Source organism: Methanoculleus sp. UBA208 (assembly GCF_002498065.1).
Classification (GTDB): domain Archaea; phylum Halobacteriota; class Methanomicrobia; order Methanomicrobiales; family Methanoculleaceae; genus Methanoculleus.
In genome coordinates, this window is the sequence record NZ_DAFZ01000047.1 from 25,947 (window position 1) to 51,751 (window position 25,805).

The 25,805-nt window shown below is 60.7% G+C and carries 21 protein-coding genes, 2 tRNA genes and 1 pseudogene; 14 read left to right on the forward strand and 10 right to left on the reverse strand.

Annotated elements, in window-relative coordinates:
- The first annotated feature begins 269 nt into the window (after positions 1-269).
- Complete coding sequence (locus BRA62_RS04655) at positions 270-686, forward strand: DUF7557 family protein (protein WP_292365204.1); 417 nt, start codon at positions 270-272, stop codon at positions 684-686.
- A 365-nt stretch (positions 687-1,051) separates the two neighbouring features.
- Here BRA62_RS04655 and BRA62_RS04660 read toward each other — a convergent pair whose 3' ends face one another.
- The 3 genes from BRA62_RS04660 to BRA62_RS04670 form a co-directional block, all read right to left on the reverse strand.
- Entirely contained in the window at positions 1,052-1,351 is a 300-nt protein-coding gene (locus BRA62_RS04660; RefSeq protein ID WP_292365206.1) for a nucleotidyltransferase domain-containing protein, read from the reverse strand.
- Positions 1,314-1,439, reverse strand: coding sequence for a hypothetical protein (locus BRA62_RS04665; RefSeq protein ID WP_292365208.1), 126 nt, complete (start codon positions 1,437-1,439; stop codon positions 1,314-1,316). The genes BRA62_RS04660 and BRA62_RS04665 overlap by 38 nt, the downstream gene beginning before the upstream one ends.
- Before the next feature lie 196 nt (positions 1,440-1,635).
- The gene (locus BRA62_RS04670; protein WP_349680539.1) at positions 1,636-1,881 is read right to left on the reverse strand and encodes a type II toxin-antitoxin system HicA family toxin; all 246 of its coding nucleotides are present in this window, start codon (positions 1,879-1,881) and stop codon (positions 1,636-1,638) included.
- Between the two features lie 115 nt (positions 1,882-1,996).
- Here BRA62_RS04670 and tnpB point away from each other — a divergent pair, with 115 nt between their 5' ends.
- On the forward strand, positions 1,997-3,172 hold the full coding sequence (tnpB, locus tag BRA62_RS04675; RefSeq protein ID WP_292365212.1) for an IS200/IS605 family element RNA-guided endonuclease TnpB: 1,176 nt from the start codon (positions 1,997-1,999) through the stop codon (positions 3,170-3,172).
- Position 3,173: 1 nt separating this feature from the next.
- Here tnpB and BRA62_RS04680 read toward each other — a convergent pair whose 3' ends face one another.
- The 4 genes from BRA62_RS04680 to BRA62_RS04695 all read right to left on the reverse strand — a co-directional run bounded on the left by BRA62_RS04680 (position 3,174) and on the right by BRA62_RS04695 (position 5,362).
- On the reverse strand, positions 3,174-3,434 hold the full coding sequence (locus BRA62_RS04680) for a type II toxin-antitoxin system HicB family antitoxin (protein ID WP_292365214.1): 261 nt from the start codon (positions 3,432-3,434) through the stop codon (positions 3,174-3,176).
- Positions 3,435-3,571: 137 nt separating this feature from the next.
- The gene (locus tag BRA62_RS04685) at positions 3,572-4,405 is read right to left on the reverse strand and encodes a TIM barrel protein (RefSeq protein WP_292365216.1); all 834 of its coding nucleotides are present in this window, start codon (positions 4,403-4,405) and stop codon (positions 3,572-3,574) included.
- Between the two features lie 52 nt (positions 4,406-4,457).
- Positions 4,458-4,530, reverse strand: a tRNA-Gln gene (locus BRA62_RS04690).
- A 52-nt stretch (positions 4,531-4,582) separates the two neighbouring features.
- Entirely contained in the window at positions 4,583-5,362 is a 780-nt protein-coding gene (locus tag BRA62_RS04695; protein WP_292365218.1) for a thymidylate synthase, read from the reverse strand.
- 497 nt (positions 5,363-5,859) lie between these two features.
- Here BRA62_RS04695 and BRA62_RS04700 point away from each other — a divergent pair, with 497 nt between their 5' ends.
- The 5 genes from BRA62_RS04700 to BRA62_RS04720 all read left to right on the forward strand — a co-directional run bounded on the left by BRA62_RS04700 (position 5,860) and on the right by BRA62_RS04720 (position 11,755).
- Positions 5,860-8,202 carry an MEMAR_RS02690 family S-layer glycoprotein gene (locus BRA62_RS04700; RefSeq protein WP_292365220.1) on the forward strand — a complete coding sequence of 781 codons (2,343 nt, stop codon included), beginning with the start codon at positions 5,860-5,862 and terminating at the stop codon, positions 8,200-8,202.
- A 417-nt stretch (positions 8,203-8,619) separates the two neighbouring features.
- The gene (locus tag BRA62_RS04705; RefSeq protein ID WP_292365221.1) at positions 8,620-9,243 is read left to right on the forward strand and encodes an acylphosphatase; all 624 of its coding nucleotides are present in this window, start codon (positions 8,620-8,622) and stop codon (positions 9,241-9,243) included.
- A 277-nt stretch (positions 9,244-9,520) separates the two neighbouring features.
- The gene (locus BRA62_RS04710) at positions 9,521-9,799 is read left to right on the forward strand and encodes a type II toxin-antitoxin system HicB family antitoxin (RefSeq protein ID WP_292365222.1); all 279 of its coding nucleotides are present in this window, start codon (positions 9,521-9,523) and stop codon (positions 9,797-9,799) included.
- A gap of 19 nt (positions 9,800-9,818) precedes the next feature.
- On the forward strand, positions 9,819-10,019 hold the full coding sequence (locus tag BRA62_RS04715; protein ID WP_292365223.1) for a type II toxin-antitoxin system HicA family toxin: 201 nt from the start codon (positions 9,819-9,821) through the stop codon (positions 10,017-10,019).
- A gap of 212 nt (positions 10,020-10,231) precedes the next feature.
- Positions 10,232-11,755 carry an AMP phosphorylase gene (locus BRA62_RS04720; RefSeq protein WP_292365224.1) on the forward strand — a complete coding sequence of 508 codons (1,524 nt, stop codon included), beginning with the start codon at positions 10,232-10,234 and terminating at the stop codon, positions 11,753-11,755.
- Between the two features lie 144 nt (positions 11,756-11,899).
- Here the strand turns inward: BRA62_RS04720 and BRA62_RS04725 are convergent.
- Positions 11,900-13,066 (reverse strand): annotated as a pseudogene (locus tag BRA62_RS04725) (RNA-guided endonuclease InsQ/TnpB family protein); the annotation flags it as partial.
- Between the two features lie 149 nt (positions 13,067-13,215).
- Here BRA62_RS04725 and BRA62_RS04730 point away from each other — a divergent pair.
- Positions 13,216-14,610 (forward strand): carboxypeptidase regulatory-like domain-containing protein, encoded by a 1,395-nt coding sequence (locus BRA62_RS04730; RefSeq protein WP_292365225.1) that lies wholly within the window; start codon positions 13,216-13,218, stop codon positions 14,608-14,610.
- Between the two features lie 265 nt (positions 14,611-14,875).
- Positions 14,876-17,887 carry an Ig-like domain-containing protein gene (locus BRA62_RS04735; RefSeq protein WP_292365226.1) on the forward strand — a complete coding sequence of 1,004 codons (3,012 nt, stop codon included), beginning with the start codon at positions 14,876-14,878 and terminating at the stop codon, positions 17,885-17,887.
- A 124-nt stretch (positions 17,888-18,011) separates the two neighbouring features.
- Here the strand turns inward: BRA62_RS04735 and BRA62_RS04740 are convergent.
- Positions 18,012-18,083 (reverse strand) — tRNA-Arg (locus BRA62_RS04740).
- A 55-nt stretch (positions 18,084-18,138) separates the two neighbouring features.
- Between BRA62_RS04740 and BRA62_RS04745 the strand changes: the two genes are divergently transcribed.
- Positions 18,139-18,564, forward strand: a complete 426-nt coding sequence (locus BRA62_RS04745; protein ID WP_292365227.1) for a dCTP deaminase — start codon at positions 18,139-18,141, stop codon at positions 18,562-18,564.
- A complete protein-coding gene (locus tag BRA62_RS04750; RefSeq protein WP_292365228.1) occupies positions 18,561-19,529 on the forward strand; it encodes a DUF128 domain-containing protein in 969 nt (322 codons plus the stop codon). The genes BRA62_RS04745 and BRA62_RS04750 overlap by 4 nt, the downstream gene beginning before the upstream one ends.
- Here BRA62_RS04750 and BRA62_RS04755 read toward each other — a convergent pair.
- Positions 19,513-21,474, reverse strand: coding sequence for a tubulin/FtsZ family protein (locus BRA62_RS04755; protein WP_292365229.1), 1,962 nt, complete (start codon positions 21,472-21,474; stop codon positions 19,513-19,515). The two genes, BRA62_RS04750 and BRA62_RS04755, sit on opposite strands and share 17 nt — an antisense overlap.
- A gap of 344 nt (positions 21,475-21,818) precedes the next feature.
- Between BRA62_RS04755 and BRA62_RS04760 the strand changes: the two genes are divergently transcribed.
- The 3 genes from BRA62_RS04760 to BRA62_RS04770 all read left to right on the forward strand — a co-directional run bounded on the left by BRA62_RS04760 (position 21,819) and on the right by BRA62_RS04770 (position 25,601).
- Positions 21,819-22,826, forward strand: a complete 1,008-nt coding sequence (locus BRA62_RS04760; protein WP_292365230.1) for a 5,10-methylenetetrahydromethanopterin reductase — start codon at positions 21,819-21,821, stop codon at positions 22,824-22,826.
- A gap of 182 nt (positions 22,827-23,008) precedes the next feature.
- Positions 23,009-23,938, forward strand: a complete 930-nt coding sequence (locus BRA62_RS04765; protein ID WP_292365232.1) for a galactose-1-phosphate uridylyltransferase — start codon at positions 23,009-23,011, stop codon at positions 23,936-23,938.
- A 241-nt stretch (positions 23,939-24,179) separates the two neighbouring features.
- Entirely contained in the window at positions 24,180-25,601 is a 1,422-nt protein-coding gene (locus BRA62_RS04770; RefSeq protein WP_292365234.1) for an aldehyde dehydrogenase family protein, read from the forward strand.
- Positions 25,602-25,805: the final 204 nt, after the last annotated feature.

Sequence of the window (25,805 nt, forward strand, 5' to 3'; positions counted from 1 at the left end):
TGTGCGCCGGGTGAATGCGTTAGATAGTTGCCCTGTCACCCACGACCAAAATGGTTGTGCCGTGCACGGGAAATCGAAGATTTCCCTGACAGGCACAACCCAGAGGGTTGTGCCGTGTCATCCCCACACCTGTTGGCCGCGCTCTTCCCGCTCCGCCCCTTTAACCCCGCAAGACGAAGGGGATCGCGACCGGCTTGATTTGATGGCGTTGAGATCTGAGATACCGGCGATCGAACCTGATATATACTACTGTGGTGGTACACGGTAGTATGTCAGAGATGACATCAATTAAGATCGCAACAGGGGTAAAGGATCGACTCAACCATCTCAAGATACATCCCCGTGAGACCTACAGCGATCTCATCTCCAGGTTGGCCTCCCAGGCGCAAACAGAGTTGTCTCCATGGCAAATTCCTCTTATTCATGTCAGGATCAATGGAGTCATCCGGGAACTCAAGCATCCTATCGAGATCTCGGTTGAGATGGATGAAGGGGAGTATATCCTGTATAATCACGAGTACCGACTACTGGTCGTCGCCCCGGATCTCTCTGAAGGTTTGAAGGACATTATTGACGAGTTTGAGGAAAACTGGAACGATTTCGTTCTGCAGGATGAGAGTGCTTTACTTGGAGGTGCTCGCGACCTGAGGAGGAAACTCATCGCACTCGTACCCGGAGAGACCTGATCGTGCCTCGAAAAAACAAGACCGTCGTACGCCGTCTCATGAAGAAGGGGTTTGATGCCAGGATGTCAAAACATATCAAACTGGTATTTAGCTACAACGGTTGTGACACAGGAATCCGTACATGGGTTTCCCATGGCACAAAGGAGATTAGCGACCGGCTGCTTTCACGTATGGCGGAACAACTCAATCTCTCCCGGCAGCAGTTCCTTGATCTCATCGACTGCCGACTCGATGAAGCGGGGTTGATTGCAGTATATAAGGAGATGCACCAATTATGACGCTGGACGTATCGACTGAATGGGGAGGCGTTCTTTGACCAATCTCCTGGAGTTTGATACGGCAATCCGTATCCTGGATATCGCCCGTCACGCCATCGCCTCCTTGCCGATGTAGTCGTGCAACCGGTGCTCGAAATCGTCGAATTCCCGGATCGTCCGGTACGCGACGTCGTAGAGGAACCGCTCGTCGGGACAGTAGATTACCTTTCCGCGGAGGACTTCCGTCCTGACATAGAGCGGCAGAAACGAGAAGATCTGGATGTCGTAGCGGTCGTCGGCAAGATCGGAGAGCGCTGCAAACCTGAACCGGGCTGCCTCCTCGCGATCCCCGTCGTGGTAGATGCGAGAGTTAGATATCGGACCCTGTCCTCGCCCGCCCTTCGGCAACGGAATCGTAGAGGATGATGAAGCGGACCTTCTCGAAACCCTCGACGGTCTCCGCCCGCTCAAGCGCGTGCCGGACAAAATGGTTCACTCCCTCTCACCCCCCCGTGGCGCGCCCGGAAGTTCTGTAGGTTCTGGATGGGGATCGCTCTCACATTAACGTTTCCCGTGGCGGGGGCCGGATCGGACTGGTCGCCTGTCCCATTTCCCCCATAAGGTCAATATCGCCATTCGGGGTCCCCGGACGGTCGTTCAGTCTCGCAACCACAAAAAGGTGACATAGGCCGTTACCTGGCGAGTCGATTCCATTCCTCACGGGATATGCCCGCCTGCCGGAGGATGCGCACGAGCAGGTCGACGCCGATCTCTGACCTGTGCGGATTTGGGATGGTCAGAACAAGATCTCCTTTCACCATGAAAGGGTGTCTGCCTCCGCGGCATGGTCCCTCGAATCCCAGGGCCTGAAGATTCTTCACAAGCTGGTTCCATGAGACGGGCGTGATCCTATGCTCCGCGGGGTCCGACGGCGGCACAAGCGGGAGTCTTCCCTCCGTACGGGGGAGGTGAACGCGGCGCCCCAACGTCTGTTCACTTTCGCAATGCCCGGCTCTTCTTTATGCCGATGGAGGGGCAACACGGTCGTATCGTATGTTGCGGAGGTATCAGTACCGGATCTACCCCACGAGGGCTCAGGAGATTCTGATCGCCAAGCACCTCGGGTGTTGCCGGTATGTGTACAACTGGGCGCTCGACCGCAAGAATCAGGCGTATCATGCCAACGGGATCAGCCTGTCCGGGTACGATCTCATAAAGGAACTCGTGCCTCTCAAGACCGAGCATCCCTGGCTGAAGGAGGTCAACGCTCAGTCGCTGCAGCAATCGATCATTCACCTTGCTCGTGCATTCACGAACTTCTTCGCGGGACGTGCCGAGGAGCCGACCTTCAAGAAGAAGCACGCCCCCGAACAGACATTCACGGTGCCGCAGTCGTATACCGTGGATTTCAAGCAAGGAACAGTAAAACTCCCGAAGATCGGCGGGATCAAGGTCAAGTACCACCGCACCTTCGTAGGGACGATGAAGTCCGCGACAGTGATCCGCAGATCGACCGGCCGGTACTTCATCAGCATCGTAGTCGAAGATGGTAAGAAAGCTCCGAAACCCGCTGATCCGATCCCGAACCAGACGGTTGGGATCGACCTGGGTCTCATGCACTATGCTATTCTCTCGACCGGCGATGCGGTGGCAAACCCGAAGTATCTCCAGAACACCCAGCAACGGTTAGCCGTGCTCCAGCGCCGGCTCGGCCGCAAGCAAAAAGGTTCCAAGAACCGGAACAAGGCCCGGTTCAAGGTTGCCCGATGTCACCAGAAGATCGCCGACCAACGGTGGGATTTCCAGCACCAGCTCTCTTCTCGACTGGTTCGCGAAAACCAAGCACTGGCAGTGGAGTCTCTGAACGTAGGCGGCATGGTGAAAAATCACAAACTGGCCCGGGCGATCAGCGACGCCGGGTGGGGTTCTTTTGTCTCAATGCTGACGTACAAATGTCAGGAGGCTGGGAAACCTCTGCTCCAGGTGGGGATGTTCAATGCGTCCTCGAAAACTTGTTCGGTCTGCGGCTACCGGAAGACCGACCTGACCCTGAAGGATCGGGAGTGGACCTGCCCCGAATGTGGCACGCATCACGACCGGGACATCAATGCTGCAATCAACATCAAACAGTTTGCACTTGCAGGCGCGGGACGCGCCGAAGAGCCTGTGGACTCGCTCCCGGTGGGGAGGGGGATGAAGCAGGAAGCCCCCTGCACAAGTGGGGGGTAGTTCACGCTCCGGCACCCGTATCAACCCTGACGATCTCTCCCACTGTGCGGCCGGCGACCGGAGGTATCGGGAGGCCACGCCGGAGTCGTACAATCAACCATTCGTCGATGACGCCGGCAAGGTTTCTCCTGCACTCCTCGAGCGTCCTGCCTGTTGCAAAGACCCCGGGAAGTTCCGGGATCTCTCCGTAATACGGTTCATCGTCCTCGATAATCTCGTAGTTGGCGTGTTCGAGTGCCGCGTTGATATACTCAAGGATCATTATATACTTCAATGGGATTGCCCCCGCATATAGGATTTTGCTTTCCCCGGCCAGGCGGGATCACGACTGCTGGCTATTAGCCATTCGGTTCGGTGTCGGTTATCCCCGGGGTGGCCCCGATGCGGCCGGGACGCGATTCACGCCCCGGCGTGGTGATCTTCCCAGAGCCCGGAAAAGACCTTCACCTGCCGGGCGTAGACGTCCGCCGAGTCCTCCTTGTACTCGAGCGTCGTCGGCACATCGGGGTGCTGCCGGAGCCGGGCAAAGACCGCCGCAAGGTCGAGGCCGCCGTCGTGATGGTCGAGTTCGAGGTGCTCGTCGGTGATCGAGCCGCACCGTATGTTCGAGAGGTGGTGGAGGGTGACGTTGAGCCCTTCGAACCGTTCTAACTCATCCACGAACGAGAGACGGCGGTAATTTACGGTGCAGGCGAGGTGAGGGAAGTCGAGGCAGATCCGGGCGATCTTTTTGCCCGCAAGGGCCGCGAGTTCCCCGGCGGTGTTCCCGAGGAGAGGGTAGCCGGCGTAGACCGCGGGGAGGTTCTCGAGGGTGAGGCGGGGATCGGCGTGGCGGTCAAGGAATCCGGCGAATGTCTCCGCGGCGGCAGAGCGCCCTCCCGGTTCATATCTCCCCGCGTGAAGAACGATCGTCTCCGCGCCGAGGGTGTCGGCGGCTTCAAGGGTCTGGCTCATCGCCTCCTCTATATATTCCTCGATCTCGCTCGCCGGCCGGTCGTCATAGGCGGCGGGGGCGCAGGGGTTGACGCCGTGGCCGTGGTGGGGTGCGTGGACGACGACCGGGATGCCGGACGCGGCGATCCGGTCGAGGCGTTCGCGGAAGAACTGCCGGGCCAGGGGGACGGCCTGCACCTGGATATGGCGGATCGCGCCTTCTTTGTGGAGCTCTGCGAGCAGGGCAAGCGTTTGTTCGTCGTCGAGCCGCACGGTGCAGCCGAGATTGTAATCAGCCATATACCAACCCTCCGGTGTATGGGTTCTCAGGTGTCGGAGAAAAAGGTTCGAGTAGCCCGGAGCAGATTCGAACTGCTGTCGCGAGATCCAGAGTCTCACATGATTGACCGCTACACTACCGGGCTATTGGGCTCTAAAATGTTATTTTTGAACCCTAATTAACCTGACGGCTCCGGGTCACACGCCGGACGAGCGGGGGCACTTCCCGCAGGCCCGGCAGACCTCGGCAACGGGCCTGATCTCGGTACCGGATTTGCAAAACGGCTCGATGTCGTTGAGATCCCGGCGGTAGTAGACGTGGGGGACGAGCGCGATATGCGTGTAGCGCCCGCAGGCTACACCGAGCCGGTCCGCGATCGCTTTCTGGAGGCGGACGAGTGCGTACATATTTGAACCGGCGGCGGAGAGGATGTCGTTGCTCCGGAAGACGACCTTCATCTGGAGTTTCCCGTCCCGGAGGAGGCACTGGACGAGCTGCAGGCAGGGGCAGTCATCCAGGTTCTCGTCGACGACCGGGTTCCAGGTGACCGCGACCGCCCGCCGGGAGTTCGGGGCCTGCTCGAGTTTCCGGGCGATGTAGGCGATCTGGTCGATGTGGACGTCTTCGCCCTCCGGCGCGACCCGGAGTTGTTCCTGAATGGAGCAACCCGGTCGCTCCAGAGGTGCGACCCGGAGCGTTTCCCCCCAGTCGAAGAGCCGCCGGTGGTAGTCGTACTCGAACTTCGCGTCGGAGCCGTGCAGGAGGTTCTCGGCGTAGGCGTCCAGGAACCGCTGCTGGAACCGGGAAGCGGGGCTCGCCATCGGCTCGCTTTCCGGCGACTCCACCTCGAGCGCGAGCTCCTCGCACTCGATCGTCGCCTCGTCGTTCTCGGTATCCAGCACCCATCCCTTCTCGAGGACGGTCCTGACCGCCAGTTCGTGTGCCCGTGCGAGCGTGGGGGCCCGAATGATCCGCATAGAGAGTAGTTGGCGGGCCGGGATAGAAAAGGCTCCGCACTGGGGAGGGGCTTGTATATAGATGCTCCGGCAGGTGACGCCGGCCGGGGCCGCCGCCCGGGGTGCGGGTGGGGCGGGCACCCGCGGCGCTGACTGCCAGGGAGGTGCGGCGACCGTGGGTGCAGGGGGAAAGCCACGCGGTTACGGGGCAGAGGGAGCGCCGGCAGGACCGGGCGCTCTCGTGTTACCCCTGGGTAAGGTTTTTATCCTCGTATACCTATGAATCCCGGTGATCCGGGAATGAAGCGGAATCCTGGCGCATTCGGGGCGTTTTCCCTTGTTGTGGTGCCTATCAGGGACGCCAGATCCCCGGTCGACCACAAAGGATATATTAAGTGTTCCACAAATATTGTGACATATTCCGTGATTCGGAGTATAGAGCGTGGTGAACCCGTATTCGACGTCTGTCGAGTACCTCGCGTTCACATTCCCTCATGTCATCACAATGGAGGTATAGTATGAAGAGTATAACAAAACTGATGTTGGTCGCCATGGTCCTCGTGGCTGCGCTGGTCGTCGTACCGGCTGCGGCACGGGATGTTACCGATGGCGGCACCATCTATGTAGGTGAAGACAACCTTAACCTAGATGGCGTGTTTGTTGGTGTTACACCTAACAGCGATGGTTACCTGGTTTACTACAGCAACATCGCGTCCACGACCGCCGGGACGGTCGGAAGGACTATCAGCGTAGCCAACATCTCCGAGTTTGATCTGACTGCAACCGGAGTCGGATCCTCGTTCGGAACGTGGTATGCGTTTGAGAACACTCCCTTCACCGACCCGAGCACCGCCAATGGAAGTGTCCTTGTTGAGGAGCCTTCGGCAACTCTTGGTGTCCTGCTGGGTGACAGCGGCACCACGTCCGTGGACGGTCAGTCCGTAACCCGGGCGAACGATATCCGGTTCCGGATTAACCACAACCTCGCAGGCCTTGGTGGCGGTGAGTACGGCACCATGCAGGTCCGTGTTACCCTGCCCGGCGGCGGTACGGTTGATGTCCTCAACAACGTGGACCTTGACCTGATCCTCACCGGTCAGTGGAACGAGACTGCCGCTATCCCCCTGACGGGTCTCGGACTTGGCACCTACACTGCCCGTGCGGTCTGGCCCACCGGCTCTGCCGACCTTGAGGACAGCAACGCCGTGACCTTCGAGATCGTCTCGGGAACAGTCGCCATCACGTCCAACAAGGACACGGTTGTTCGCGGCAACAGTTTCACCGTGACCATCACCGGCGAGTCGGAGACGGACTACTGGCTGAACGTTACAACTGCCGGTGACGATCTCCCGACAATCAAGCCGAACCAGATCGGTGTAAAAGATGATAACGACAACTCCAGCGCGGTCGTTAAGACCAACGCCGGCGGCACCCGGTCCGTCGAGTTCGGCACCACCACCGCCACTGAGGCCCGGACCTACACCGTCGAAGTCGAGGGTCCCATCGTGGACGGCGAGAAGGCTGCCAACAGCAAGACCGACAGTGTCAGGGTGAGAGTTGAGGAAGGTGCGGTCACTATCACCGCATCCGGCACCGGTGTCTACTACATCGGCGAGGAGATCACCCTCTCCGGTACCTGCACCGACAACAACACCGTCTACCTCTTCATGACCGGCCCGAACCTGAACGGCAACGGTGTCAGTCTTGACGAGAATTTGCCCGCCGTGGTGAGTGGCACTGGGTCCAGTTTCACCAAGAGTGGAATTGAGGTCGAAGCCGACGACACCTGGTCGTTCGACTGGAACACCGCCAACCTCGGCAGGTCCCTTGATGCCGGCGGCTACACGATCTACGCTGCTGCGGAGCCCCAGGGCAGGAACGACCTCTCTGGCGTCAAGTACGACTCGGCCTCCATCCAGCTCCGGTCCGGGTTCATCACCGCGACCACGAGCGGCGCCACCGTCGCGAAGGGCGACGACCTGACGATCAGCGGAACCGCACAGGGCAACCCGGACGACGGGGTCCGTATCTGGATCTTCGGCAAGAACTACTACGGTGCGGAAAATGCGTTGGACGTCATAACTGCTAACGTTGAGTCCGACGGCAGCTTCGAGGAAGACAACATCGACACCTCGAACCTCGCTTCCGGCCAGTACTTCGTTGTCGTCCAGCACCCGATGGCCAGCGGATTCGGTGTTGTGCCGGGATCGGATGCAGACTCCAACAGTATCTTCAGGCTCGGCGCCGATGGTAACCCCACTGTGTTCGTAGCAAACCTCGTGGGCCTGCAGGCGTCCGAAGCAGCCAACGCGCTGATCACCGCCCTTGACTCCCCGTATGTCGACGACACCTACGTGAAGCTCACCTTCGTGATCGAGGAAGCCCAGATCTTCATCGACCCGATCGGCGACAAGGCTGCGGGCAGCACGTTCACGATCACCGGCACCACCAACCTCGCTGTCGGCGACACGCTGAACGTCGAGGTCACCTCCGCTGCGTTCCAGCCGACCAGCAAGACCGAAGCCGCCGGCTTCGCGAGCGTTGCCGGCACTGCGGAAGTCCAGCAGGGTGACGGCGCGAACACGTGGTCCTTCGAGGTCGACGGAACCAGCTTCAAGCCCGACCAGTACATCGTTCGGGTTGAGTCCATCGACACCGACACGACCGCGACCGCGACCTTCAACGTAGTCGAGGCAGTTGCGACAACGCAGCCCACCCCGACCACGACCGTGACCGGCGAGGTCACCCCGACCGCGACCGCGACCACCACGGCTACCCCCACCCAGTCCCCCGGATTCGGAGCACTCCTTGCTCTGGCCGGCCTTGGTGCGGTTGCCTTCCTGGTCCTGCGGCGGGACTAAACCCTAACCAACCCTAATTTTTTGTTTCGCGCTGTTTTGGTGAGATTTTTTGGGTACGGGACGGTGCCGCGGGCCCGCGGCTTCTCCGGGATCTACCTGCCGGTAATTGGGGTATACGCTTGATAGTCTCCCGCCTCAGGCGCCGGGGCAGCAATCTCACGATCTCGCGGCAGCATTGTGCGAACGATCGGCTGCAACGTTCCGCCACGAAGCGGCGCCGGGGTTCTCCGTCTTTGTGATAGTGCTCGAGAAGGGCGGTGCGACTGTTGCGGCTGTCGGGGCGGAGGAGGGGGCTGATGTGGTGGAGCCGGAAGAGTCGGGAACAGGACCGGGGAGGAGTGGGATGGAACACCATCTGCCGGGCGAAGAGCAGGCCGGAAGAAACTATTTAACTCTACCATACAGAGTGAAAAATAGATGAAGCGATTTGTAGCCACTGCGCGAGGACGTGTCCAGCGGGTTGGCTATCGGGATCATGTATATAATGAGACGTTTGAGCGGGATATCTCCGGGTACGTAAAGAATCTCGAAACTGGTGAGGTCGAGATCGTTGCAGAGGGGGACGAGCAGGAGCTCCTGGATTTTATAAGCAAAATCAATATCGTACGAAGGCCCATTGCCGTCAAATCGTTCACTGTTCAGTGGGGGGAGGCAACAGGGGAGTATGCCGACTTCGAGATCATCCGGGGAGATCTCCAGGAAGAGACATTCGAACGGATGGATTACGCCGGGAAGGTGCTGCACAGCATGGACATGAAGCTGGACCAGAGCCTCCAGTTCCAGCATGCAATGCTCGGCAAACAGGACCAGAACCTCCAGTTACAGCATACAATGCTCGACAAGCAGGATCAGAGCCTCCAGTTACAGCACATGATGCTGGAGAAGCAGGATCAGAGTCTTCAGATCGGGATTGAGACAAAAGAAGAGATTACCGGACTTCGAAAAGACACCGGGAAGTGCCTTGACGACGAGTTCAAAGAGATCAAAAAGGAACTCGCCTCTATCAAGGGTGCCCTTGCCCGGGCCGGTATCCAGGTATAGACCCTGTATTTTTTTGCTCTGGTGATTGCCCCCTTCTCCTGCCTGGTGCGTGAAACATTAGATGAAAATAGTCCACCCGGGAGGATCCTTATATCCTCTGCTCCATAAGATCGATGCAGGAGAGATTGAATGGGTCTGCGTGCGGAACTGTTCGAACGAAAAGGTGAGATCCTTGAGATCGCAGCCGGACACGGGGGTCTTCCCGCTCCGCTCTTTTCACCCCGCAAGATAAACATCAAATTTATAAGATTACCAAACAGATGTCACATCTATCGAGATGAATATCATGATTGTCGAATTTAAAACGTACTACTGCGACGGATGGTGGGGCGCACACGCTACCAAACACTCCATCTATACCCAGGGAAAAACCGTCGGCGATCTCATCGATAATATCTTGGAGGCAACAGAGCTTCATTTCGAAGAGGAAATCGAGAAAGGCGAACGAATTACCATCACCACCACCCCCGAACCTCCTGCAGAAACAACCCCCGACACTCCGGGCATCCAATTCAAGTACAGGGTTGATATTATTGCCAAAACGGCCAGTTGTTAGCGGATACAAGATAATCAGAATGCTCGAATCAATCGGATATTCTTTTCTTCGACAGACCGGGAGCCATGTCCGAATGGGGAAACAATGCGTAACCGGAGTTAAACCGATTACTGTTCCTCTCCACAACGAGATTAACGTCAAAACTCTAAACGTGCTCCTCAATGATATCTCTAACCAAACAGACATTCCCAAAGAAAAATTACTGGAAATGCTCCGGTAATCTCGTCTTTTAACCCCCCCGGAGTCTCCCCACACCAAGCCTCCATTCAGTAGTAGCCCCACTACAGGATATGCATTTCGCTGCCGATGAGGCCGTGCCGCAGTGAGTACGACCGGCTCTATCATCCCGGGATCTCCCAACCCCATCGCCCCCCGATCACCCGTCCTTAAGTAGTACAACACCTCAATCTCAACCAGGATGGGGTTACTCAGATGAAACTGACCGTGAAACTGCTCGACATCGAAAACCGGGGGGTCCTCCTCCACAGCACCGACGCACAGAGCATGCGGGTCCGCGACGGCGACCGCGTCCAGATCGTCGACGAAGCGACCGGGAGGACCGCCCAGGCCCACGTCGACACCACCGGCTCGCTCATCGAGCCGGGCGTCATCGCCGTCTACCGGCCGGTGAACGCCACGCTCGCCGTCGACGAAGGGACTCCCGTCGAGGTCCGGGGCGCCGAGCGGCCGGCATCACTCTCGCACATCAAGAAGAAGATGGACGGCGGCCGGTTTACCAAGGACGAAACCATGGATATCGTCAGGGATATCGTCGACGACACCCTCTCGCCGGGCGAGATCACCGCCTATGTCACCGCATCCTACATCAACGGCCTCGATATGGACGAGGTGGAGTACCTGACGAGAGCCACGGTCGAGACCGGGGAACACCTCCGCTTCACCCGGCACCCCGTCGTCGACAAACACTCCATCGGGGGCGTGCCCGGGAACAAGATCACCCTCCTGATCGCGCCGATCATCGCCGCAAGCGGCCTCATGATCCCCAAGACCAGCTCCCGCGCCATCACCGGCGCCGGCGGGACCGCAGACCTCATGGAGGTCCTCGCGCCCGTCTCGTTCCCGGCGATCGAGGTGCAGCAGATGACCGAGAAGGTCGGCGGCGTCATCGTCTGGGGCGGGGCCACGAACATCGCCCCCGCCGACGACAAGATCATCACCTACGAGTACCCGTTGCGGATCGACGCCCGCGGCCAGATGATCGCGAGCGTCATGGCCAAGAAGTTCGCCGTCGGCGCCGACCTCGTGGTCATCGATATCCCGGTCGGCCGGAACACCAAGATTGCAACGGCGCAGGAGGGACGGAAACTCGCCCGGGAGTTCATCGAACTCGGCGAACGGCTCGGCATGCGGGTCGAATGTGCATTGAGCTACGGGGAATCGCTTGTCGGCCACACCATCGGCCCGAACCTCGAAGTACACGAGGCGCTCGCCGTCCTCGAGGGGGCGACCGAACCGAACTCCCTGATCCAGAAGAGCCTCTCGCTCGCCGGGATCGCGCTCGAGATGGCCGGCAAGGCCGGCCCCGGGCAGGGTGCCGAGGCGGCCGCAGAGATCCTCCGGAGCGGCAAGGCGCTCGAGAAGATGCGGCAGATCATCGAGATCCAGGGCGGCGACCCGGCGGTGAAGGCCGAAGATATCGTCCCCGGGGAGTACCGGTTCGACGTGCGGGCGCCTCAGGACGGCTACGTCATCGAGCTGAACAACAGCGCCCTCGTCACGCTCGCCCGGCTCGCCGGCTCACCCTACGATCACGGCGCGGGGCTCGAGATCCACGCAAAGAAAGGGACCCGGGTCAAGAAGGACGACCCCATCTTCACCATCTATGCGGAGCGGGAATGGCGGCTTGAACGTGCGATCGAGGTCGGCAGGACGCTGATGCCGGTGCTTGTGGAAGGCATGGTACTTGAACGTATTCCTCCGGAGCGCTGGGTGTGAACTACCCCCGCTTACGCAAGGGGCTTCCTGCGAGTGTCCGGGGATCTCCGGGATCCTCGGGCCTGTTTGTCGCAGATTACCGGCGAACTGCCGGTAGCCCGTCCACAGGGCATTCTGTGATAGGAACCGCACCATGATGTTGACCGCACTGTTCCGGTCGCGATCCAGAGTGTTCCCGCATTCACATGTCATAACGCGTTTCCAGAGCGGCATCTCGTGAAGCGCCCCACAGACACAACAGGCCCGGGTCGTGTTCTGTTCATCGACTTTTATTACTCTCTTACCTGCAAGGGCTGCCTTGTAGGTTAAAAATCCGATAAACCTTGAGAGGTGTCCGGTGTTCTGGGTGGAGCGGTTGAGCCCGGGAGTGGCCTGCTTCGATTGCGGCATCTGCTTGACGGAGAGGTCGCCGACCAGGATCGTGTTCGCCCGGGTGTTCTCAACGATCTTCCTACTCACCTTGTGCTGGAAGTCCTTGATCTGGTTGCGCTGTTTCCGTTCGCACTTCCTCTTGAGCCTGTTCAGTTTCTGCCACTTCCGGCTCTTCTTCTTACAGTGGTCCCGCCGGGCCTGCAACTCGGCGATCGGGGTTTTCCAGTACGTATCGGGGCGAGCCACGGAGAACTCGATGAACTTCCCGTGACTGTTCACCCCGACGTGTTTGGTGACCCCGAGATCGAATGCCTGGTAGAGCCCGTTGTCACGGTAATCCTGCTGGGGCTGGACTTCGTGAACGATCGATACATAATATGCGCCTTTGATGTCGTCGTAGAACAGGTCCACCTGCTTCACGTTGGTGAACTGCGACCCTTCGGGGAGGGTGAAGACCAGGGGGACGTTGTTGTAGAAGTGGGAGAACCGGATCCGGTTCCCTTCGATCTTGAACCCGCTCTGGTTGTAGCGCAGCGTGCAGAAGTGGTCTTTCCCCTTGAACCTTGGGGGATTTGCAGTCTCATCCCCGTTCTGCCGCAAGGCGAAGAACGACTTGAAGTTGTCGTCCAGGGACTTCAGGGTCGTCTGAAGTACCTTGGAGTACACCCATCGGTAATCAGGGTACTTTTTCTTCAACTCGGGGAGAGCGTTGGCCTGCTGCGCATACCTGATGTACTGCTTGTCGGGTCTGTCTTTGTTCTCCTGGTAATTCCGGTTCCGCTCTGCAAGCGCAAAATTGTAGACTAACCGGCACTTTTCGGAGAGATGCCAGAGCACGTCCTCCTGTTCGGGTGTGACCTGGATCTTGATCTTCGTGGTAACGTACATCGGGAACTCTCCTGCCGATTCGCTCATTCGGTATTTGGTGTTCCCCAGCATGAAGAATAGCCGCGCGGGGTGAAGATGAATCCAACGTTTGGGTGCCGCTCTTATCCCCCAGTTTGCGCAGGGGATCTTCCCGCTCTGTCGCTTCAACTCCACAGAGATAAACCGAAGAACTCAAATTTTCAAGCGCAGTATACTCCAGCATGAAGAATCGTCGTCTCATCATAGCTCTTCTCATCTCCTGCGTCCTTCTCTGCTGTACGGCGCAGGCGGTCACCCTGCGCATCAGCGTGGTCGACGAGCAGACCGATGACGCGCTCGTTGATGCCTCCATATACGTCAACGGGGACTACGTGGGAACCACCGCATCGGACGGCACCTATTCCTACGTCCATTCAGGAAAGAAGGACCTGTACCTGAAGGTCGTCCGGAAAGGCTACCGGAACTGGGTGGAATACGTCGATTACGACGCGACCCGTGTTGAGGTCGATATGGTTCGGGAGGACGAGACCCTCACGTTCGAACTCTACGATGCGGCGACCCTGAAACCGGTTGTCGGTGCCGTGGTGCGCGTCGAGGGCACGGACTACTCCGACTCGGAGGTCACCGGCAGCAGCGGGCTCGTGAACTTCCCGGTGAAGGCAGGTGAATTGTATAACGTCGAGATCCGTGCGTCGGGTTATTACGACCTGTCAAAGACCGTGCAGATGGAAAACAGCGACAGGGTCGTCCAGTACTGGCTCTTTTCTAACGACCTCCTGGCGATCCAGGTCCGGGACGCCGAGACCCTTGCTCCCCTCAAAGGCGCGGAGGTGTACATCGACAACGCGCGCGCCGGGGTGACCGACGCCGACGGCAGGCTGCCGCTCCACCTTGAGCGGGCGAAGAGGTATTCCTTCAGGGTCACGGCGCCCGACTATCAGCCCTACCAGGAGAGCCGTTATCTCGAGGTGGATGACGTCCTCTTCACGGTGGACCTCTCGAAGTCTGCATACCCGGTCTCGATAACGGCCTTCGACGAGGCGACGAAACCGATCGCGGGGGCCGAGGTCTACCTCAACGGGACGCTCAAGGGCAAGACCAGCCAGTACGGCCGGTTCATGCTCTCCGACATCCATGCGGGCACCTACGAGATTGTGGTGCGGGCATCCGGCTACCAGGACTGGAGCGAAACGCGCCAGATCTCCGGCCAGGGAGAGGATATCGTAGCTGAACTCGGTTACGATCGGGCGAGCGTGACCATTCGCGCGAAAGATCCCGACCAGAAAGCGGTGGCAAACGCAGTCGTTGTTATCGACGGCCGGGTTATCGGGACGACCGACGGCCAGGGATGCCTCAATACGGCGCTCGTTACAAACAAGGCGTATGCGGTCACCGCTGCCTGTGAGGGATACCGGAACATCTCGGTCGACGCTGAGATTCCGCTCGGCACGGCCGAGTTCACCGTCCCGCTCGTCATGGAGAAGGACTTCAACGTCTGGGTGCTCGTGGCCGGCGTCGGGGTTGTTGCCGCGGTCCTCCTCGGTGCGGTCATGGTCGTGCGGCGCAGGCGTGCCGGACGGAATCGGGGCAAGTCACGCGGCCGGGACAGCCTGTAGGCCTCCCTGCACCGCTTTTTAGAGTCCGTGCCCCGGGTGGTATATTTTCCCGGTGTCGGACGGCGGAATTCTCCCCCCGAGGAAAAGGTATTTTTCCGATTGAGGTCCGGGAATACCTTTCTTTCATCCGGGCATCCACTCTGCCGAAATCCTGTTCAATTTGCGTGGATATTATTGTTCGATCAGAAAAAGAAGCGCTCTCGGTTGCCCCTCTCACTGACAACCTTTATATGGTATGGTGTCTCAGGATGAGATACGGTGGAGTATGGATAGGTGGACATATGCGTGCCTGGCCGTCGGGCTGCTTCTGCTGGCGGTCCCGGCCGGTGCCCTGGTACCCGATAAAGTCGAGGTCGGCACGAGCAGCGAGTGGCTGACGGCGGGGAGCGGCGAGACCGCGATCATCACGGTGCAGGTCTCGGACACCGCCACCGGGATCACGGGGTTTGGAGGAGGGGCCGTTGAGTTCGCTGTGGACAGTGCCTTTGGGAGCATCACGCCCGCCGTCGCCACGACCGACGCCACCGGCATGGCGACGGCGGTCTTTAAGCCCGCCCAACGGAGCGGGACCGCGCCGATCACGGCGACGGTATCGTACGAGACGCTGGACGAGCCCCTGACCGGCAGCGTCGACCAGCAGATCGATCATGCGGCGCCGTACCGGATCGCCAACATCTGGTACTCGCCGGAAGTGACCGTCGGGGAGACGACGGAGATCGCCGTCCGGATGGTCGATCGCTACGGGAATGCGGTGGACAATCGGAAGATTGCCGAGACCGTGGGCTTCATGGCAGGTTCGCCATCGGGGAACGCGGCGCTCGATAGCACCGACGTAGCTGTGGATGCGGCCGGGAACGCCACCGCGACGCTCCGGGTCGACACGCTGCCGGGCGAGAACATCGTCCTGATCAGCCCGCCCGAACCGCTGCCCGACCGCTACCTGGCGATCTCCGGCGTGACAGACGGAGATCCCTGCGCGATCGAGGTCGACGTGCAGCCCGACAGCGTGATTGCGGACGGGACAAGCAGGTTCCTCCTTACCTACACGCTCCTCGACGGGTACGGAAACCCGTCCAGCGGGAGAGTACTTGCGTTCACCACGAGCGTGAGCGGCGAGGAAGAGACCCTGCTCACGACGAACGTGCATGGCCAGGTGCAGGTCAGTTACGGCCCGCGGGAGACGACCGGTAACGTCACGATCACGGCGACCGCCGTCGACAACACCTCAGTCACCTGTTCGCGGGACCTCGCGTTCGTCAGCAGCGACGCGGAGAACCTCCTCCTTTCCACCTGCCCCGAGACAATGCCGAGCCGTGACGTCCCCGGTTCTACCCCGGCCGTCATACGGGCGAAGGTCGTTGACCATTACGGCAACCCGGTGGCAGGGGAGACGGTCTCGTTTTCGATACGCAACGTCGCCGTCGAACCCTACAACCAGACCGCACCCCCCTCGCTCTCCGCGGCGAGCGCCGTAACCGACGCGTACGGCATCGCGTCGGCAGAGTTCACCCCGGGCGCGTTCACCATCGAGTACGGGGCTCCCGATTACAGTCCGACCGCGACCGGCACCTGTGAAGTCGTCGCGAAGTGGAACGGTATCGAGCGGCCCGTCACCCTCACCTGGATGAACTACCCCTACCTCTCCGTCGCGACAAACGTCACTCCCGAGACGGTCACGGTGAACGAGACGGTCGACATCACGATCCGGCTGAAGGGTGACGGCTGGGCAATGAAGCCGGACCCGATCGACGTGCTCCTCTGCGTCGACCGCGCCGAGACGATGGTCAGCGACTACCCTGACCACATGGTCACGGTCATGGGGGCCGCTCCGGTCTTCATCGACCACATGATCCCCGGGTGGGACCGGATCGGCCTGCTCTCGTTCGGGTATAACGGGACCGCTTCCGTTGATCTGGCGAAGAACGGCAAGGAGTGCACGATCGCAAACTCAAGGGTTCAGGATCTCGGGATTGATCAGGACAAGAGTGACGATGACAATTACATCGTCCATTACCCCGGCGACGGCAGCCACCGGCAGAGCTACGCCGGTCACGCCACCCTGGACGTCCCGCTGCCGAAAGACGGTTCCCCCGGCGCGAACAACTTCAATGACGTGCGGACCGGCATCAGCACCCTCATCCCGAGCGGCGGGAACCCGGTGCGCAAGGCGTTGTACGAGGGAATCACCGAGTTGAAGGAGAACGGCAGGCCGGGAGCGGTGAAGGCGCTGGTCTTCCTCATCGACGGGGATTACGACTGGTACGGAGATCCCCTCGCCCGTTCGGGAGCCTACCTGGATACAAAAGATCCCGAGCAGTTCGGGCAGCGGACCAATAACTGGTATCCCTTCGGCCTTCCCGACGGAGAAGAGAACATGGCGGTATATGCCCGGAACAACGACGTCCGGATCTACACCATCACCTTCTCATCCACCGTCTCGACCGACTGCAACGAGACAATGCGGCTCCTCGCCACGGACTCGGGAGGAAAGCACTATATCGCGCGGACAGCCTCGGAGCTCGCCGGAGTCTACCGGCAGATCGCCGGCGACCTCAAGACCGAAGCGGGTGTCAACACCACCGTAGACATCGCCTTCGAGAACGTGGAGGTGAACAGCACCCCGGTCGCCGGCGACCAGGTCTTTGACTACGTCTACGAAGAGGGAGCGTCCACGCTGATACGGAGTTACAACAGCACGACCGAGATCATCCCCGCGTACACCAGGGACGACACCGCTGCCTGGCAGGATGACCGTGCGTTGCACTTCGATATCGGTACCATCCGCCTCAACCAGACCTGGGAGGCAACCTTCCGGCTGCGGGTCCTCGAGGAAGGCACGATCGGTCTCTTCGGGAACGGAGCGACCATCACGTTCAACGACAATAACAGGGTGCCGCTGCCGCGTGTCTACATAACGGCGTTCGGCGAAGAGAACACCACCGTGGATACCGGTTCGCTCACCGTTTCCGACCTCAACTGCACGTCTCCGGCCGCCGAGTTCCTCCCTCTCGCCTGGGACCTGAACTACACCGGAAAGTCCGAGGCCGTGCAGCAGGTCTCCTACTCGGACAATGGCGGGTACACGTGGATACGGTTCGATACCCTGAAGTCCCCGCCCGGCGTGAGCTCGATGGAAACCTCTCTCGACGTCCGGGACCTCCCCCCGGGTGACTACATGATCAGGGTCTATGCCACCGCGCCCGATGCCCCGGATGCCTGGGATACCTGTTCGGCCCATATCGGAAACGGGCAGAAGGACTACATCAGGCTCCAGTGATCGCTTCACAGAGTGGTGCGCCCTCCTGCAGGCGGCGCACCCGGTACCGGGCCGGAGAACACCGTACGGCGTATATCCTGCTCGCGTAACAATCTCCGGGCGTGCTTGCACCCGGGAAAAACAACGGACCCAGCGGGAATTGAACCCGCGTCCTTGGGTTCGAAGCCCAAAAGGATGTCCACTACCCCATGGGTCCCCTCTTCGGTTTCTATCATAAGTTATTAAGCGTTTTTATGCCAGTACCCTATACAATGATCATTTCGTCCAGCGAAATCGTTCGCCGGCTCCAGAACGGCGATCTCGTCATCGAGCCATATCATGGTGCATCCCAGCAGCCCGCATCCTATGACCTCCGTGCGGCCGAAGAGACCGTGCTTCCGCGCGGTGCATGCACCCTCGTTCCCTCGATCGAGCGGGTGGAACTCCCCAAAGACCTTGCGGCAACCCTCCGGTGCCGCTCCTCGCTCGCCCGCCGCGGCGTCCTCCTCGGCGGTGGATTCGTGGACCCCGGGTTCCGCGGCCAGCTGACGCTCTGCCTGACGAACGCCGGTCCGGAGGAGATCCGCCTTTCAGAAGGCGACCGGGTCGTGCAGATGATCCTGCAGGAAGTGTTGAACGGCGACCGGGTTTATGCGGGCCGGTATCAGGATAGTGAAGGTGTGGTGCATACGCGATGAGCCCGCCGATACGCTCCGAACGGAAGTACCTCGAAATCCTGCGGATCCTTGCGGAGTCGCACGAACCCCTGGGCGCGAAACGGTTGAGCGAGAAGATGGCCGAACGGGGATTCGTCCTGAGCGATCGCGCCGTCCAGTACTACCTCCAGTATCTCGACGAGATGGGGTTTACGGAGAAGGTCGGGAACCGGGGCCGCCTCCTCACCGAGGCGGGGACCGCCGAGAGCGAGAGCGCGCTCGTCGGCGAGCGGATCGGCTTCATCATATCGAGGCTCGAGCGTCTCTCCTTCCGGAGCACCTTCGATCCCATGACCGGGACAGGAAGCGTCGCCTACAATCTCTCCATCGTGCGGGAGGATGACCTCGCAGCCGTCACGGCAGCCTTCGACGAGGTGGCAGCCGCAGGCTACGGGTTCCTGAACACCTACCGGATCGTCGATTCCGACCCCCGCGTACCCGACGGCCATGCCGGGATCATGACGGCCTGCAGCGTCACCCTGGACGGCGTCCTCCAGAAGATGGGTATCCCGACGAGGCTCGAGTATGCCGGCAGGATTGCTGTCGATGGGAACGGCTCTGCCGGGTTCCTCGATCTCATCGGCTACCGCGGGACATCGGTCGACCCGCTCCACCTCTTCATATCCGCCGGACTCACCTCGATAAACCGGGTGGTGACGACCCGGGCCGGCGTAGCGCTTGCGAACGTCCGTGCGGTGCCTGCGGCAGCACGGGGCCTGGTGGAGGAAGCCGCCGGGCTGATGACGGAGTGCGGGTTCGTCTTCCCCGCCGGAGGAGGCATCGGGGAGTTCAACCTCCCAAAACACCCCTACCGGCTCTCCGTCGTCGCGTTTTCCGGCATGAACATGGTGGGGAACGCCGTTGAGAAGGGATATACCTTCAGGACCGAGATTGGTGCCGGGACCACCCCGTTCGAACGGATAGCGGACGCTACCGGATCCAGGTGATCCCGTCGTCGTCCGGGTCGTCGTCCGGTTTCTTCTCTTCTTCTTTCCGGTTCTTTTGTCGGGCGGCCGCGTCGATCACCTCGAGCTTCCCGCGCGAGGGGTCAACCTCCTTCGGGCGGGAACCCGACCGGGCGAACCCCCGGCCGGTCCGGTCCAGCGAACCGTCCTTCGGTAAGGGCATCCCTTCGCGCACGTGCAGGCCGGCTTCCTCGAAAAGGCTGTCCTTCGGCCGCTGCATCCCGTGGCCGAGCGTAACGTGATCGCCGGTGAACACCCCTTCTTTCGGCCGCTGTATTCCGCGATCCAGGGTGCCCGCATCTGCGGAAAGCGACCCGTCACTCGGCCGCTGCACGGGTTTTAGAGATGCGGAGTACGTTATCGCATCATCCTTTGGGGCGGTCTTTTCGATGCTGATCCCTTTCAGGCCGAAGGTGGAGTTCTTCGGCGCGGGCACGGACGAGGTGATCGAGGCGGACCCGGTGAGGTCGATCTCTCTCCCGCCCTGCTTCGGGGGAAGGATGACGGCGCCGTCGTCCTGCTTCTTCTCGGCTTTCGGGAGTATGTCGATGGTATCGTCCCTGCGCTTCTGGCCGCCCCCGCTGCTGCCGGGGAGCGCGATCATCTCGTCTTTCTCCGGTGTAGGCGTATCCGTCATGTATCCACTCTCCTCAAGATATGCCGACTCAAGGGGGGAGGCAAAGCCCGGAGCGTCGTCACTCTCCGGAATCCACGAGTCGGCACCCGATGCCAGGGCGGCCTCCTCGTCGCGCAACCGCTCCTCTTCCTCGGCTCTCAGTCTTTCTTCCTCGCATTCAAGCTGGTATTCCGTCCGGATGTCCCGGATCTCCTCCACCCGGGGGATGTTGGTGATCCCCGAGAGCACGATGATGATCCCGACGAACGATGTCTTCTTCACCGGGTAGTCGCCGGACCGCATCTCGAGCCCGGCGATGCTCCGGTCGATCCACTTCCGGACGGTCTGGAACCCCTTCATCGAGAGTTCGGCCGAAGGGCCGGCGATCAGCACCAGCGCCTTGTCGGCGCTCGTGAGGTCGCAGGGAACCGATACCTCCTCATAGACAGCCTTTTTGGCGAGCGAGATGATCCGGGCGACCTTCTCCTGAGAACCCTGGATGAAGTCTTTGAGCGACTGCCGCCGGTGGAGGAAGTTCAGCCATCCGGTCGGCAGGCGCTCGGCGGCGTAGCCGACCGCGACGAAACCGTTTCCTTTCAGGGTGTTGAGGACCTCCCCTGCATCCAGGACGACCTCTGCTACCTCGAGCCCGGACTCGTTGAACTCCCCGGCACGAAGGAGGAGGCCGATCTGCCGTGCAATCCGCTCGTTGAGCATATTGTAGTGCGTTCTCGGGTCGGATGCGATGGGGAGCTGGCGCAGCTGGTTCATGACGCCGGTGTTCTCCGCCTCGGCCGCAGCTATGACCGCCCTGACCTTGTGCGACCAGGTCTCGTTGTCGAAGAGGATGACGGCATCGACGAGTTCCTGGAGGACGTCGAGGTCGTCGGCGGCTTTGGCCGAGACCCGTTTTCCTTCTTCCAGGCACGGGAGTATGGCGAGGGCGAAGATCGGCTCCACGTAGGACTTCCGGAGCTCGTCGATGATGGGCGGCGCGATGTCGATGACGCTGCCCCCGAGCCCGCAGCAGAGGAGGATGGCATCGATCTCCATTGTATCCATACTCTGGAGCCGGGTCATCACCTCCTCGATATCGATCACGTCGGTGACCCGGGCGCGATCTGTCATATCTACCTGCGGGAAGAAGATCCTCGCGAGGTCCGGGAGATGACGGAGTTGCAGCAGGGAATTCGGGTCGACGTCGATTGCTACCGCACTCATGCAGCAGATTTTGCTTCGCCGGTCGTGGTCGTAGAGTTGATCCACGACCCGTGACCCGGCGCCACCAAACCCGATCGCCAGCACTCGCATAACGTTATACTCCCTGCCTGGTACCCTTGCATGACCGGAGTGATTTCTGCCGCGAAAGAAGCATGCATATCACCCCAAACTACTGATGAATATGTGGGCGGGCGGACATATATATTTCTGTACGTCCCCGGGAAGGCGGGAGTGTGCCCGTTCATAAAACCCCTGTATTTAACAATTCCGGTTTAATCCTCCCGCACTGGAGCCCCCTGCACGGTAAGGAAGAAGACTCGCCGAATGTCCCCGGGAACCCGTTACACCTCTCCGTTTTGCACTACCCGTGCGGTACGTGTCGTTTGACGAGCACAAAATGATAATATATTTAACTCCCTGCACGTAACTACTCAATGAGGTGCATAGCCTTGACTACATATGGAATTGAATTTGTGCCCGGAGCAATCAACGTCAAGCAGGTGGTGAACTACACCAAGCTCGCAGAGTCGAAGGATATTGACTACGCTTGGATCACCAACCACTACAACAACCGTCACGCGTACCCGACCCTCGCCATGATCGCGGCAAACACCGACTCGATCAAGATGGGACCGGGTATCATGAACACGTTCACCGACACCCCGGCAGCCATTGCTTCCTTCATGGCTACCTTAAACGAGATCTCCGACGGACGTGCCGTCCTCGGTATCGGGCCCGGTGACCTCTCGACCCTTCCGAAGCTCGCGATCGACCCCGTCAAGCCCGTCGGCCACCTGAAAGAGGGTGTCGAGCAGATCAGGAAACTCCTCGCCGGTGAGGAAGTCAAGAAGAGCGGCAACATGGAGTTCTTCGACTATGACGGCGCCAAGCTGACCGGCGTCACTCTGCCCGGAAAGAAGGGCATCCCGGTCTACATCGGTGCCCAGGGTCCCAAGGTGCTCGAGCTCGCCGGCACGATCGGTGACGGCGCCCTGATCAACGCCTCGAACCCCAAGGACTTCGACGTCGCTATCCCGATCATCAAGAAGGCAATGGACGCAGTCGACAAGAAGAAGTTCGACGTCGGCGCCTACACCGCCATGTCCATCGACAGGGATGAGAAGAAGGCCCGGAACGCTGCAAAGATTGTTGCCGCATTCATCGCCGCCGGTTCTCCGCCCGCGCTTCTCCAGCGCCACGGACTCAACCTGGACAACGTCGCGAAGATCAAGGAAGCGCTCGGCCGCTTCGACTTCAAGACCGTCGGCGGACTCGTCGGCGACGCGGAGATCGACGCCTTCACCATCGCCGGAACCCCCGACATGGTCAAGCAGAAGTGCGAAGACCTCACAAAGTCCGGAGTTACCCAGATCATCTTCGGTTCGCCGCTCGGCCCCGACATGACCAACTCCATCCGCCTCCTCGGCAAGTACATCGTCTGAGGCAAACAACCATCACCCTTTTTTCCCCGAACCGCATCGGCGCCTGGCTGTGCGGGCCGTTTCCATGGGTATTCCCGGTTATCTCTGGCATTTGTGCACTCTGCCCGACCCCCAGATTCCCACCGCAGCCGACCCGGACAGGGTTTTATACGGTCGGCGCGCCAATCGGTGTATAAAGGACTATGTTCACCACCCATGAGATCCGGACTGAACGGGGAATTCTCCAGTACCGCCGGGAATCGCTCACCGGTATCCGGTGCCGGATCAGTCCTGTCCGTTTTGAGAGGCAGATCGATACCGTCCCTGCCATGCCCGACTCCCGTGACGACTGTCCGTTCTGCCCCGGCGCCGTAGAGATCTCCACCCCGACGTTCGAGGACGGCAGCCGTCTCCGGTGCGGGGAGAGCGTGACGTTCCCGAACCTCTACCCGTTCGCCGAGCGGCACGTGGTCACGGTTATCGCGCCCGATCACGCGCCCGGCCGGTTCGACCGGCGGGGCCTCGCTGACGCCATATCCGGCACGGCACAGGCCCTGGCCAGGGCTCCGGGTTATGCGAGCATCAACTGGAACCACCTTCCTTCGGCCGGCGCGAGCATCGTCCACCCGCACCTGCAGGGCATCGCCGACCCGGAGCCCACCCGCCTCGCAGACCTCTATATCTCCGCCGGGCGCCGCTACCTCACCGACCACGGCCGCCTTTACTGGGACGACCTGATAGAGATCGAGCGCTGCTCTGAGAGGCTCTTCTTCGAAGACGAGATCTTCTGGTCGGCAAACCCCGTCCCCCTCGGCGAGCGTGAGGTCCGGGGAATCCTCCCGATATCGACGCTTGAGGAACTGGAACCGTATATCGAGCCGCTGGCCGACGGGATCCTTCGTGTCATCGACTTTTACCGGAGCCTCGGCACACACGCCTTCAATGCCTCGATCTTCTTTGACGCCCCCGGAAAGGCAGGACGGGGTCATCGGGCGTTCTGCTCCCTCATCGCGCGGTTAAACCCGAACAGCCTCTCCATGTGCGACTCGGCGTTCATGGAGAGGCTGCACCTGGAGCCGGTCGTCCTGACGCTTCCCGAAGCCCTGGGCGCGCTCTTCCGGGAGAAAACGTAAGGTTTGTTGAGCATCTCCGGGTTTACCCATACGCCGCCGGCTCACGCGAAGTGCGACGGACGGAACGTCCGGAGCTCGAGCACCGGAGGTGCGAGGTGCGGGCCAGTCGCATTTCGCGTGAAGATATGTCACTATCCCGGCAGAGGCCTCCCTTTTACTGACAACCAGATATCGTCCGGAGGTTGTGTGAAGCACTCCAGCAGAGCCAAAAATTAATTTCAAGCCGCATCGATTCTCTCCTATGACAGAGCCGCGCGGATTCCTGGTCGGCGGAGAATGGCGAACGAGCACCGAGATCCTGGAGGTCCGGTTCCCCTACACGGGTGAGACGATCGGCCGGGTCTGCCTGGCGGGGAGCGCGGATGTCGAGGACGCTCTCCGTTCTGCAGAGGACGGCTTCTCTCTTGCCCGGCGCCTCCCGGCCCACCGCCGCTCGGAGATCCTCTATGCCCTCGCCGATCTCATCCGGGAACGGTCGCGGGATCTTATCGGGACGATCATGCTCGAAGCGGGCAAGACGCGGGCTCTCGCGGAAAACGAGGTCCTGCGTGCCGGAGAGACGATCGAGGTGTCCGCCGAGGAGGCGCGCAGGATAGACGGCACGATCCTCCCCCTCGACTGGAACGCGGCCGGTGAGGGGCGAATTGGCTGCCTCCGCCGGTTTCCGCTCGGCCCGGTGCTCGCGATCACGCCGTTCAACTTCCCGCTCAACCTCGCCTGCCACAAACTGGGGCCGGCCATCGCCGCCGGAGACTCTGTCATCCTCAAACCCGCATCGGCCACCCCGATCTCTTCGCTGATGCTCGGGGAGATGGCGCTCGATGCCGGCATCCCTGCAGAAGCGATCAGCGTCGTTCCCTGCCGCACCGATCTTGCCGAGCGGATGGTGCGGGACGACCGGATTGCGTGCGTGAGTTTCACCGGGAGCCCGGCCGTCGGGTGGCACCTGAGAGCGATCGCCGGCCGGAAACGCGTCGGTCTCGAACTCGGCGGCAACGCGGCCGTGATCGTTCACGAAGATGCCGATATCCCCTTCGCGGCCGGCCGTATCGTTGCCGGCGCGTTCTCGAACGCCGGCCAGACCTGCATCTCGGTGCAGCGGGTCTACCTCCATCGCCCGATCTACGAGGAGGCGCTTGCGCTGCTCGTCGACCGTGCCCGTGCCCTTACCGCCGGTGACCCGCGCGAGCCCGGCACCGACGTGGGGCCGATGATCTCGGAGTCTGCCGCCGCCACGGCGTTTGCGAAGGTGCAGGACGCCGTCGCCGCGGGCGCGAAGGTGCTCGCGGGAGGAACCCGCGACGGCCCGGTCGTTATGCCGACGGTCCTTATCGACGCGACGGCGGATATGGAGGTGAACCGGACCGAGGTCTTCGCCCCGGTGGTGACGGTCACCCCCTACGAGACCTTCGAGGAGGCGATTGCACTTGCGAACGACTCCGAATACGGTCTGCAGGCGGGCATCTTCACCCACGATTCACGGAAGATCGCGCAGGCGTTCGCGGACCTCCGGGTCGGCGGCCTGGTGGTCAACGACATCTCGACGTTCCGGATGGACCACGCGCCCTACGGCGGGGTCAGGGGTTCGGGCATCGGGCGCGAGGGGCCGAAGTACGCGATCGAGGAGATGACCGAAGAGCGGATGATGATCTTTTTGCCGTAGGGGGCTGTGGTGGGTACCGTGCGGCGAGTTTCTTAGACGGGCAGTGGCTTCCTGAAGGGGAAGGTGTTTGAGAAGGTCGCTGCTCGCGAATTGCTTCTCGTTTTTTGCATCTGCCACAATTCTACGACCCAAGTGGCACGGTTTTCGAGGTGATATCGCCACGCACTGCCCCCGCCCCTCGTGGGCGGGGGAGGAGGCCGAAGG